Here is a 12881-nt window from a genome sequence, read left to right on the forward strand (position 1 = left end):
TTTTTGCCTCATCAACACCTGAAGGCCTCATGCTAAGTAACGATATTCTGCGCAGCGTGCGCTACATTTTGAAAGCCAATAATAATGACCTGGTGCGTATTCTGGCGCTGGGTAATGTCGAAGCCACCGCGGAACAGATCGCCGTCTGGCTACGTAAAGAAGACGAAGAGGGTTTTCAGCGTTGTCCGGACATTGTTTTGTCGTCATTCCTCAATGGCCTGATTTATGAAAAACGCGGCAAGGATGAGTCTGCTCCGGCACTGGAGCCGGAACGTCGCATTAATAACAACATCGTGCTGAAAAAATTACGCATCGCGTTTTCGCTGAAAACCGATGACATTCTGGCGATCCTCACCGAACAGCAGTTCCGCGTTTCGATGCCGGAAATTACAGCGATGATGCGTGCACCGGATCATAAAAACTTCCGCGAATGCGGCGATCAATTTTTACGTTATTTTCTGCGTGGACTGGCAGCGCGCCAGCATGTGAAAAAAGGCTAAAAAATTGGCGGTCATGTTTAGAGCATGACCGCCAACCGATTATTTCACTTCTTTAAAACCAGCGGCTTTCATCACCAGTTCCATTTGCGCCATAGTGATACCTTTTTTGGCATCTTCAGCAGAAACGTTGATTCCTGAAATACCCTGCAGGGCTTTAAAATCCACTTTTTCCATATCGATAGTCACGTTTTCCTGCGCGTAGGTATCTGTATAGGTTAATTTTTCTTCAACACCCGCGATGTTTTTGTATTTGGCGCTTAACGGCTCAAGTGTCTTGGCAGCGTCTTCTTTGGTGGTTGCACCAATAGAAGCAAATTGAATTTTGGTTTCAGAAGATTGCTTAAGCACCTTGTCACCTTTGTAGACATAGGTAATGGCAATTTCAGTGCCGTTCAGATTGGCGCTGAATTTCTTCGATTCTTCTTTGTCACCGCAGCCAGCAAGAGAGAAAACCAGAACAGATGCAACAACGAGGGAAAACAGCTTATTGAAAGCCTTCATGTAAAACTCCATTTTATTTAATCAAGAAACTGGTGACTCTCACCAGGGGCTATATAGAATATGCCTAATACCGTGACGTGAGCAGTCCGGAACTGGAGTAGAACTCTTAGTAAAAAGCACTATTTCATCCTTGTTGCTGAAGCATGGGGAATAATTGTTCGCAAAGTAAAACACCGTTATTCATTGCTTCTACCCGTGCCTCGCTTTCTGTATTACGAAATTGTCCCAACATATGTGCCAGCCGATAAAAACCGACCGCGGAGAGGTCATTCGCCAGCAACTCTGCCTGACTAATAGCGCTCTGTTCCTGATAGCGCCAGCCGTTATGGAGCAGTTGAATAAGTAACGCCTGGCAGCGCATCAGCAACTGATGAGCGGTAGACGGCACAGGCAAAACGCTGGCAGAAGGTAGCGGTGCCACAGGCGCAGTTTCCGCGTCCAGCGCCCAGGCGCGGGTTTTTGTCATCATCACCCGTGGTTCCAGTGTCAATTGCCCATCAACAAAACTGACAAAGCCAGAAACCAGACTCACGGGGTCGTCTGTTTGTTGCAAAAGCGCCGCCATGCGTTCAACGGCAAAAGGAGAACAGGCAGATGCCGGAAGGGATAACGTCAGGAGATTATCTTCACCTTCGCCGCTGATTACCTGCGCATCCAGCGTCTGGCGGCTGCTATCCCAACCGAGCGAAATACACTCAGCGACCGGCAGAATAAATAAGTTATCGACCTGATTAAGAGGCCGTATGCAGGCGGGGGGACGCTGGCGTAAATATTCCCGCAAAGCCACAATGCCCGGCTGGCGTAACGGCGCGCTCAACATTTGCCAGGCATCAGGCGACAGCGGCACAACGCTGCTTAAGCGGTTGCGGGTAGCTAACAGCAGCTCGCCATCGGCACTGCGTTTTGCTGCTTGTGAAACAATTTGCCCACCCGCCAGTGCGCCAGCCTGAAAACTAAACAGCCGACGCGTAGCTGCCGGTGAGTTTTCCTGTTCACTTCGCGGCCAACTGCGCGAAAGGTGCAAAATACTGCCGGTGTCGGGATCGGTAAACCAGATGCGTAAACCATAATGCTCAATATCCTGCCAGCAACGCATACCTAAAGACACCAGCCGCAGATGATCAAGCTTTGCTTCTCCGGCAATGCCAGAGCCAACGACCGTGCGCCACGGCACAGGAGGAACTTCACCAACACTGTCGCGCCGGGCCATCTCTTGTGCGCAATTTAATCGACTGTTTAATGCCGCAAGCTGACGTAAGCATTCTCCGGCATGATAGTGGCTGGCGCGAGTGTGGAAGGCATCAACGCTTGCCCGTAGCTGTCGTAGTGATTCACTCACCCAGCGCCAGTTGCAGGCCTCTGCCGCCTGCAATGCGCGGTTGAATGCTGCCTCGTAGTGAATAAGCGGCTGGCTGATGCCGCCAAGCCATAATGCCTGGCTTAATTGCTGAACATATTGACGACACGTTTGGCCTTCTTCGCTGGCAAACGGATCGTCAGATGATGTGACGTGTTCGCTGCGCATCTGCCAGATTAAATGGTTAAATTCTGCTTGCTGCGCTTTGGCCTCGACGAAGGCCTGCACAGCCAGTACGACATGTTCGCAAAGTGTGCCTTCAATACAATCACAACGGGCGAAACGAATACTGCTACGGGAATAAAAACGCACATCGCTCATCGGTAAGCGGGCAGAGGGAATTTCGCCCGGCGCACAGAACAACTCAATGGTGATGCCTTTAGCGACCAGCGCCTGCGCGCGTTTGCGGGTGGCATCGGGCAGGGTAGCCAGTTCTTCCAGCCAGATTGCCGGATCCCACGCTTCTTCTTTTTCCGTAGGCTGGGCGGTAGTACAAAGTCGTTGATAACTTAACACAAGCATCACGCGATGACGGCACATACCGCTGGCCCCGCAGCTGCACTGAGCCTCTTTCAGTGCCTGGCCGTTCGCCAGCTGGGTACGGACACCGTCACTGAAGGTGGCGATTAAAGCGCTGTTCTCATGGCTGATTTCCGGGACGTTGCCATTTTCCAGTTCCTTAAGACTGCGCTTAACAAAACCGGCATTGCTTAACGCCGTCAGGGCCTGCGGTGTCAGTTCTAATAATTCCGGACGTAGTGAATTCATGACTGAAGATTCTCCGCAAGCCATGATGCCAGCTCGCCCGGTGTCATGGCGGCTATTTGTGCGCCGACATTTACCAGCGCCTGGGCCGTATCGTGGTCATAGCAAGGTGTTGCTGTGCTATCGAGCGCTGCCAGTCCCAGCACTTTGATGCCGCTCTGGACACACTTTTTCACCTGATGCGTCAGTAATGATGATGAACCCCCTTCGTAAAAATCGCTCACGAGGATAATGACGCTTTTCGCTGGTTGTTCAATAAGTTGCCGACCATACTCCACGGCACTGGCGATATTGGTCCCGCCGCCCAACTGTACTTTCATTAATAACTCTACCGGATCGGCAACGTCTGCCGTGAGATCAACGACGCTTGTGTCAAACGCCACCAGATGGGTACGAATGCCGGGTAACTGCCACAAACAGGCCGCCATCACCGCAGAGTGGATCACCGAATCGACCATCGATCCGCTTTGATCAACCAGTAAGACCAGTTGCCATTGTTCGCTTTGGCGTTTAATGCGGCTGTTAAAGCGGGGGGATTCGATATACAACTTGCCGTGTTGCGGGTGCCAGTGTTGCAGGTTGGCGCGCAGAGTACTTTTGAAAACAAAGTTTCGCGCCAGTGGAATAAATGAACGGCGACGGCGATCGCGGACACCAGAAAAAGCCTGGCGAACTTCCTTTGCCAGTCGCGCCATAATTTCTTCAACAACCTGGCGCACTATCTGGCGGGCGGCAGCCAGTACTTCGGGATTCATCAGATGTTTGGTGTGCAAAACGGCGCGTAGCAGGCTTTCGGAAGGCTGCATACGTTCCAGCACGTCGAGATTTGTCACCACATCTTCAATGCCGTAGCGCAGTACGGCATCGCTTTCCAGCCGCTCAATCACCTGTTGCGGAAACAGCGTGTGGATACTGTTGATCCACTCAGGAGTGGTGAGATTTGAGCCACCTAATCCACCAGAGCGTTCACCACGCTGGAGTCGTTCAGGATCGCGCCCATACAGCCACTCCAGCGCGTGATCTATCTGCCGGGCGTTGTCATCCAGCCCACAAAGCGTCGTTTCTGCCGCTTCGCCAAGAATTAATCGCCAGCGTTGTAGCTCACGGGTGGTCAGAAGATCGTTCAGTTTAGACATGGAAAACTCCCCAGTGTTGCAGCGATGCCAGTGCCTGCTGTTCGAGTTGTTGATGATGTGCAATGGCTTGCGGTGGACAATGCAACGGCATTTGCAGTGCCGAAACGGGAAGTTGCGCCAGTTGATAATGCTCAAGCACCTGATGCGCCAGCGTTCCGCGTTCTCGTGGCGGTAGCCAGGCCATCGCCGCGCGTAAATCGGGCAGGGCATTGATAAAATCGGCATCACTTAGTTGATTTAAATGACTGCTGAAACCGGCGATAAATGTCGGCTGACAGGCCAGTTGATGACGGGCTAATGCCAGCAAACCTTGCAGCGCCTCGCCGGATTGTGCCGGGGATAACTGCGCCAGCATCGTCAGCGCCGCTTCGGCACTGGCGTTGGGATGTTCCAGACGCATTAGTGCGCCAAGAACCGCGCCGCGATCCAGCGCCGGGGCATGAATCGCCTGACTGCGTCGCTCCAGTAAGGCTACCGCCGCAGAAAGCGAAACGCCGGATAAATTAACGCCGCTATGTAGATCGCGCAGAATATGGCAAAGCGCTTGCCAGCTATGCAGGTGAGCGTGAAACTCCTTTTCATCCGGTCTGCCGTTAGATTCACACAGCCACAGCGTGCGATCGATAGCCGCGCATAACGTCGTTTGTAATATCTGCGCGCCTTGCATACCGCTAATTTCATCCAGCCGCCATAAGGCATATAGCACTTCCAGCGCCTGGCCCATTTCGGCAAATTGATTTTCCTGGGCGATTAATAATGTGAGTTGCTCCAGTAATTGTTGACTGAAGGACGCCAGACCCGCTAACGCCGCTTGGCTAAGACATGTGGTGATACTGCCGATTCCACCCGCGTCCAGCATATCGGCTTCTAATTTATGGCGTGCGGCTTCCTGGAGTGTGGCACCAAAGCAGGCGGCCTCAATCAATGCCGCATGCTGGCTAAGCGGGCGGGTTAATTTCCAGTGTTCTTCACCGTTGCCTGCAAGTGTCAGTGTGCTTCCCTGCTGGCGCACAATCCCTGGGATCTCCAGTATTGCCAGCCGATGTAACACCTGACTTTGCGCTAGTCCATTGGGGTTAAAGCGATTTAAGGTAAGCTCCGCCGGAAGGGAGATTGCGGTACGTTCCAGTTCGCAGGTGACATCTTTTGGCAGAGGAGGTTGTGGCGTAGAAGGGGCAAGTTTACCGAATCCGTCACCCGCTAATGTGTCTATCAACGTTAGCAGAATCGGATCGGTGTCGGGATGAATAACACCGCGATAGCTCCACGGCAACGGCGCATTCAGGGCTTCTTTAATCAGCGATCCTGCTATGGCATCCAGCCAGTCAGTGCGTAACGGTAGTGTATGACCGCGCAACTGTGCCAGTGCCATCGCATGCAGATGAGCGGCAGCCATATCCGCGGTCGAAGCAGGCAACTTGTGCTGGCGCAAACGGGTGAGAACCGTTTTTAGCAGTTGTTCTCCCGCCTGCTGTAAGCCCCACTGCCAGCACCAGTTTTGCCAGACCGGGGCAGGCATTCCGGAAAGGTATCCTGCCAGCACATCAAGGCGCTTTTCACTGTAGGGGGTGAGATAACAACCTGTAACGGCATCTGCCAGCGACGGCAATTCTGGCGTGTTAATTTCCTGCGGGCATTCGCGCCACATTTTTGCCAGTACCGGAGCGTGCCAGCCACCGCAGACAACTAACACGTCGCCATTATTTTGCTGCATCGCCCATCCAATCCAGCGGGCCATAAAGGCTTCGCGCAGACGATTGAGAGCATCTCCGGGGGAGTCGCCCCGCAGTTGGGCAAAATAGTGCGCCAGTGCAGAGGGTAATGCAGTTTGCTGGCTTTCATCTTCGAACAAGTGATCCCACAGGGTGTCGCTGTTATCCATGCGGGTGGCACGCAGCAGCAAGGCCTGGCTTTCCTCTTGCGTATCAGGCGAATCGTCCACTTCTTCACTCTGCGCCCAGCAAGGCAAATCGATGAAGTAAGTTTGTGCCTGAATACGACGTGCGGCTTGTAGCGCCTGCCACTCCGGCGAAAATTCAGCAAATGGCGTCCAGGCACCACGCCCGGGGGCTGCACCGTCCTGATACTGGCAATAACTGTAAATAGCTACCGGAAGCTGGTGGGCTAAAAACAGTTCGTCTACCCGGTCATTAAAATCAGCCGGGCCTTCAATCAATACGTATCGTGGCCGCTGGCTTTCGATTAACGATTTCACCAGCCGGGCGCAGGCCGGACTATGATGCCGGATGCCGACAATTAACGGCTCGCTCATGCATCTTTCCTCACGGCAGGCGGTGGCGGGCTTGATAATAAGCCTGCCAGTGAGCTTCTTTATGTGTGGCGACTCGTTGTTCGAAGTAACGGCGCAGACGAGCGCGATCTTCTTCGTTATCTTTGACGATGGTTCCGGCAATGCAGTCCACCAGGTCGGCTGGCTCACCTGCGCGATTCGCTAAAAACCAGGCGCGGACGCCTACGGCGTGGGCCACGTTCACGGCTTCAGCGGTGGACATAATCGCTGTTAGTGTATCCATTGACGTTTTCTTTTCGCCGTTGGCACGCAGATCGCGGAAGGTGCGGACCAGTAACTCCAGTACCGCGTCAGGCACTTTATGCGGAATACCGCTATGGGCCAGCAAACGCGCCGAAGCACTGGCGACAAGCTCCAGCTCCTGGGCGAAATCCATAATCGGAAAGACGGTTTCAAAATCGAAGCGACGCTTTAGCGCGGCACTCATCTCATTGACGCCGCGATCGCGGGTATTGGCAGTGGCAATAATATTAAAGCCTTCCCGCGCATAGAGCTGACTGGCTTCACCGGTGAGTTCCGGCACCGTCATCACCCTGTCAGAAAGCATACCTAACAGACAGTCTTGTACTTCCAGCGGTGTACGCGTTATCTCTTCGAAACGGACGATTTTGCCGTCGCGCATTCCCTGGTAAAGCGGGGCAGGGACCAGCGCTTCCGTTGATGGGCCATGATTGATAAGCAGAGCGTAGTTCCAGCCGTACTTGATTTGATCTTCAGTGGTAGATGCGCCGCCCTGGATGGTTAACCCGGCATCGCCGCTAATAGCGGTTGCCAGTAATTCAGACAGGAGAGATTTTGCGGTGCCAGGTTCCCCCACCAACATCAAACCGCGTCCGGTGGCAAGAGTGACTAACATACGTTCGACAGCGGAGGGACTAATCACCACTTTACGGCTAATATTTTGCGCGCTATCGCCAAGGATAAAAGCACGGGCCGCAGGCAAACTTAACTGCCAACCGGGCGGGCAAGGTGCGTTATCATTTTGTTTTAATTTTGCCAGTTCATCGGCGTATAACACAGCAGCAGGCGGACGCTGCAGATGATTATTCTGCGGTGACATATATTCATCCCTGAAATGTATTAATGAAATAAACGATATTTTACGCGCAATAAATGTTTGGCGCATTAGTTGTTTGAGCGGAAAATATCTGGAAAGCAGATCACAGTAAATAAAAAAACCTGCTGGTGAGGCAGGTTCTTTTATTTACTATTTTCAGGCCTAACACCACAGCCTGTGCAACATCGTGTTCCAACGAACGAATTATAACCACGGCTGGACCCCGTTGCAATTAAGATAATGAGATTTATAATCCTGACTGTTGGGACGTTGCGCCGGATCGAACCTATTTCAAGTCCTGGCTACCGGACGGGGGGGGCTGCAGGTGGTGCCCTGATCCGGAGTGCAACATCGTGGTCCAACATACGTAAACCAGTATCGACAGGCAGTGTAAGGGTAAGGTGCTGGTGTTGCGCTCCTTAATAAGGAGAGCGGATGGACTCGCTGACACAAAAGTTAACCGTGCTCATTGCTGTACTGGAGCTATTAGTGGCTCTGTTACGGTTGATTGATTTGTTGAAGTAACGGGCAAATTGAAACGCATCTAAGGGGGAAAACCGCTTCCCCCTTTAATAAAATGATTACTGTTTTTATTAATTCATCATATAACTCATTTTTATTTATAAATTCATCGATTTTATATTCAACGCACCATTTGACCGGGATGTGAATATTTATGTTGGGCTATTGGCAAAAAATATCTGGAAAGTAGATCGCAGAAAATAAAAAAACCTGCTGGTGAGGCAGGTTCTTTTATTTACTACAGTGACGCTAACTTGCTGATTGTGCAACATTTCGTACCAACGAATAAATTATAACCATATCCACACTCCATTGCAATTCAGTGAGTGAGATTTATAATCCTGCCCGTTGGGAGGTTGTGCCGGATCGGACCAATTTTAAGTCCTGGCTGCCGGACGGGTGGTGCCGCAGGCGGTGCCCTGATCCGGAGAGCAACGTTTCGTACCAACATACGTAAACCAGTATCAACAGGCAGTGTAAGGGTAAGGTGCTGGTGTTGCGCTCCTTAATAAGGAGAGCGGATGGACACGCTGACACAAAAGTTAACCGTGCTCATTGCCGTACTGGAGTTATTAGTGGCTCTGTTACGGTTGATTGATTTGTTGAAGTAACGGGCAAATTGAAACGCATCTAAGGGGGAATACCGTTTCCCCCTTTAAGAAAGCTATACTCGTCATACTTCAAGTTGCATGTGCTGCGACTTTAATTATCTAGAGTATATTATTCTATTTCTTGGTTGAATATATTCTGTAGTTCACGATTAAAAATTGCTATTACAGTTTCAGGTGATTCACCTCGTAATTTCCGCTCATCAATACACTCATCTCTTATATAAATCAACGCATCATTTATTAGCGGGTCAGCATCTTCTCGATCACGTTGATGAAATGTTGGACGTAGCCGGAATCGCTCCAGTCGATAGACGGAACCTGTAAATAATTCAGAGCATTTATGGATCTCAAGTCTGAAGGAAAACGGATTTTCAGGTACAGGGATCTCATAATCGTAAATAGCAACCAGCTCTTTTTGCACGATCATCGCTTTCCCCGCTGGTAAGTCGTGTTGATAACGGGCAGTTGCATCACTGCCCGCTGTGTTTTTAATGGAAAATGACGTCAGGTGCGCTTAACGCCTCACTCAAATCAAACACATCAAGTTCGGCAAAAGTGACGGATTTATTGTCACGGTGCACTCGAAGAGAACGGAAGCTCATTAGCGCTTTGCTATCAACATTGTAGTGGTTAAAACCGGGTGAAAACTTAAGGACCAGCCGGTACTCACCCAGGTCATAGACAAATGCGTCCTCATAACCTGACTCCCAGCCTTTGTATCGCATTCCCATAAGCTGCCCAACGGTAGCGGATTTACCTTCCCAGCGAGTCAGGCTGTTACTGGTTGACTCGTCAGGTGTGAGCAGCACCGTGCGGCGCGACAACTGGCGAAAAGGCGGCATAATTTCGTAATCGGCAAAAAGCTGTGCAAATTCACTGCGCATTTCTACTGTCATTTCTAACGGGTGGGCAATGCCAATCAGAGCGTCCGCAGGCAGGTCAATTGGCTCATCTTGCGCATTGCAGAACTCCCCCTCTGCGGCCACACGAAAGGCTTTGAGTAAACAACGCGGTTCATTTGCCGGATACACGCCCCATATTAATCGCTGGGTAACCAGGCGGGTAAAGGGATGATTAACAAACAGAGTATGAAAATCTGCCAGCGACCAGCGTCGGGTGGTACGTAGGGCAGCTTCAAGACGCGGGAGCAGGTTTTTGCTCACCTGAGTAGCATCTTTTTTTAGCCCTTTTAGTCGGGCCAGTGCCTCGGGCGCTTTCAGTTGATCGTCATCGGCGCGCAACCGGGGAACGCTTTTCTGGCGAACGTTTTGCTGATCAAAGATAACCGGGTTGAGGTTTTCATCGAAGCGAACGGTAAACTGCCGGGGACCAAAATCAAAACTCAACGCCTGCGGATCATCAAGGCCCAGGGTTGGGACTAATCTGTCCGCTAGCTCTTCCTGGCTTAGCCCGCGATTTTCTGCGACCACCTGAAGAAATTCCGCCGCGTTATCACGTAAGGGGCGGGATTTAGCCCGTTGCGATATATGATGCAGCTGTATCAGCGCCATATCATTATTCATCAGGGTAAGGATGTTCAGGCCGCTGACAGCACGGGCAGATTTGCCTTCTTGTGGCCAGGCGAGGATCTGTGTCGTCAGATCCCGTGCCGTGCTTTCGTCACCAAAGAGACTTAACGCCAGAAATGCCCAGTTGTCTTTTGCGGGGGCACCAGCTTGTTGCCACGCAGTGAAGAGATCCCAGGCAAAAGCTGCCAGCGTTTGTGGCTGGCAGAACGTTTTCAGTTGTTCCAGCCCGCTATAAAAACGTCCCCCCTGGGTAAAGCGCAGCATTTCGCCGATAATTTCCAGAGCGTCACCGGTAACAGGCTGATTATTAGTGATAAGTCGAGGCCTGGACCACATTGCCGGATGCCAGAAATCAGGGGCTTTTGGAATGCGTGCCGGGTAAATGTCCATTGGACCCTGTTTAAGCAACTGCTCCAGGGCAGACCATACATCTGTACGCTGCCAGCGGTTTGCCACGGTTTGTAGCAATTCGCCATGTCCCTGTTCGTACAGTAAACGCAGGGCAAGTAATGCGGCTTCGCTATTATCGCTGGGTTTGGTAAAGACAAGAGGGATAAGTGCACTAGCCGTATGTTCCGGCCATTGTAAAATCCACTGGCGAGCCAGATCACGCTGCGCCGCGAAACGTCGCCAGACGCGGGCAACAGGCAGCGCCAGTTCTGTTGCGCCAAAATTTAAAATTAACGGAAATGTTTCTTTTGGACGATGTGAAAAAGCCAACAGCAGACCTGGTAGCGCATCCAATCCGAGGATACTGAGAAAATAGTCCTCACCCGCGAACAGATGCTTTTTCTCAATGATACGCAGCCAGAAGGTCAAAGCCATCTCACGCGGCAACTGTGCCAATAAATACAGGTTCCAGACACTCTTTTCCGGACGATAACGTGAGAAGTTGTCATTTTCCCATATGTTAATTAACGCTTCTATGTGACCGCTGCGGAGCGCCTGTTCTGCTAATTGTGCTTGCGGGGAGTTCCAGCCATTCAGGATCTCTTCAACCCGCCCCTGGTAGTAATGCCACTGAACAATGAGTGAATTGCGTGCAGCATCCAGTTTTCCGGGGAGTATATAATTCAGAAACAGCCATACATCATCCCCAAAACCCAGTTCCTGTAATACAACTCGTCCACTTTTTTGTTCCATGCGTTCCGCAAGAGATTCCGTGCTGAAATAACGGGCAGACTCAGTGGCGGCAAGCCTCTCTTGTTCGCCTGGTTGCCAGTAAATTTGCGGAGTTAATTCGAGCGGTGCCAAATCAAGACGTGGAGCTGTCATTTTTTTCTTACTACGCCACGGTGGTGAAACGAGCATTTCAGGCAGACTGCTGTTATCGGTGCTATCAATAACCGGTTTTGGCGGTGCCGATAAATAACTATTCAGCACTGCCCTGGCTTGAGTACTTAACCACGGCATCACCCTTTCTGCTAGTTGTGGCTGCGATGCTATCAGCGTTTGTAACAGCGTACGCCAGTATTCATCGCGTGCTTTTTGCTGTGCAGGCAGCTTTTTGTCTTCGATGATTGGATAACCTGGGCGGGCTGGTGGTTCTTTTAACGCCAGCAGTTCTGCCAGTGCGGCGAGTGTCGCATGGGGGAAGTTTTTACTGTATTTAGCCACACGTTGCAGGCTGGGTTTGTTTTTATCAGCAACTAACAGCAAGGTGCGGATGACTTGCGGATGGTTAATTTGTACCAGCAGACTGCCGCAATCTTCTTTATGGGCATATATCGCGAGGCGCGGAACGGCTGCCAGTCCTTGTTCGCGCAAAAGGGCGGCGCTGGCCGCGTAGCCGAAGTGGTTTTCATGCGACATGTAGCTGGCTTCTCGATCGCTAAATATATCCTGGCTCCAGTAGCGTTCGAGTTTTCTCACCGCTGTGGGGTCATTAGCAACAACTTTTAACCACTCCTTAGAATGAAAATGAGTCCGCGGGCATTCAAGGCTTACCAACTCATTGGCGATTTCTGGTTTTTCGGGGAGGATCAGCGCAATAAAAGGGCGGCGAACTTTGGTTATTCCTGGCAGTGTGGCAATGAGTTTGTCGGCGCAACGCTGCCAGCAGCTTTCCTCTGCCAGAGAGAGATGCTTACACAGTCGGAGATCGAATTCGTTATAGGTTTCTGAGCGATAACCATAGCCATAGTCCTCGTTCTGATACTGCAATGTGACTACCAGAGGATCACTCTCATAACATCGTGTAATAAACTGGCGTGCAATCACCACCTCAGTCGCATATTCCAGCCCCTCTTGTTGGACGATTTCGTCGAGCAACTGTTGGCTGTCATTTTGCGCGATACAGACTAGCGCCGCCATTGTCTGGGCCGGGATTGAGGGTTTGTGTTCGCCGATCAAGTTGATGGCCTGCGTAATGGCGGACTGCCACTCCAGTGAAAAATTCTCATAACGCCAGACAATGTTTTTTTTCTTCTCAGCTTTTTGTAGCAATTCATCACCCAGTGTCTGAATGATGCTTTCAGTGATAACAGGCACTGGTTCGCCCGGCCAATTGCGATGGCTGAGTGGTGTTTTGCCTTTTTTATATTTCAGTTCCAGTTGGGCGTTATCCGCCAGCCACGGTAATTCCTTGTCCAT

The 12881-nt window shown here is 51.2% G+C and carries 8 protein-coding genes; 1 reads left to right on the plus strand and 7 read right to left on the minus strand.

All coding sequences use genetic code 11. The annotated features are described in order from the left end of the window. Positions 1 to 29 precede the first annotated feature (29 nt). The gene (locus tag FTE26_RS13520) at positions 30 to 500 is read left to right on the plus strand and encodes a DUF1456 family protein (protein ID WP_000950409.1); all 471 of its coding nucleotides are present in this window, start codon (positions 30 to 32) and stop codon (positions 498 to 500) included. A 39-nt stretch (positions 501 to 539) separates the two neighbouring features. Here the strand turns inward: FTE26_RS13520 and FTE26_RS13525 are convergent, their stop codons facing one another. The 7 genes from FTE26_RS13525 to yehI form a co-directional block, all read right to left on the minus strand. Then, entirely contained in the window at positions 540 to 1001 is a 462-nt protein-coding gene (locus FTE26_RS13525) for a YehR family lipoprotein (RefSeq protein ID WP_001295429.1), read from the minus strand. Between the two features lie 124 nt (positions 1002 to 1125). Then, positions 1126 to 3126 (minus strand): SWIM zinc finger family protein, encoded by a 2001-nt coding sequence (locus FTE26_RS13530; RefSeq protein WP_046464101.1) that lies wholly within the window; start codon positions 3124 to 3126, stop codon positions 1126 to 1128. Further along, positions 3123 to 4259, minus strand: a complete 1137-nt coding sequence (locus FTE26_RS13535; RefSeq protein WP_000040703.1) for a vWA domain-containing protein — start codon at positions 4257 to 4259, stop codon at positions 3123 to 3125. Before FTE26_RS13535 ends, FTE26_RS13530 begins: the two co-directional genes overlap by 4 nt. Beyond that, entirely contained in the window at positions 4252 to 6531 is a 2280-nt protein-coding gene (locus FTE26_RS13540; RefSeq protein ID WP_001294420.1) for a DUF5682 family protein, read from the minus strand. The genes FTE26_RS13535 and FTE26_RS13540 overlap by 8 nt, the downstream gene beginning before the upstream one ends. A gap of 10 nt (positions 6532 to 6541) precedes the next feature. After that, entirely contained in the window at positions 6542 to 7630 is a 1089-nt protein-coding gene (locus tag FTE26_RS13545) for an ATP-binding protein (protein ID WP_000074859.1), read from the minus strand. A gap of 1239 nt (positions 7631 to 8869) precedes the next feature. Continuing rightward, on the minus strand, positions 8870 to 9187 hold the full coding sequence (gene yehK / locus FTE26_RS13550; protein ID WP_001296834.1) for a protein YehK: 318 nt from the start codon (positions 9185 to 9187) through the stop codon (positions 8870 to 8872). Positions 9188 to 9248: 61 nt separating this feature from the next. Continuing rightward, entirely contained in the window at positions 9249 to 12881 is a 3633-nt protein-coding gene (yehI, locus tag FTE26_RS13555; RefSeq protein ID WP_046464102.1) for a DUF4132 domain-containing protein YehI, read from the minus strand.

The sequence above is a fragment of the Escherichia sp. S10b genome (assembly GCF_028421345.1).
GTDB lineage: Bacteria > Pseudomonadota > Gammaproteobacteria > Enterobacterales > Enterobacteriaceae > ECMA0423.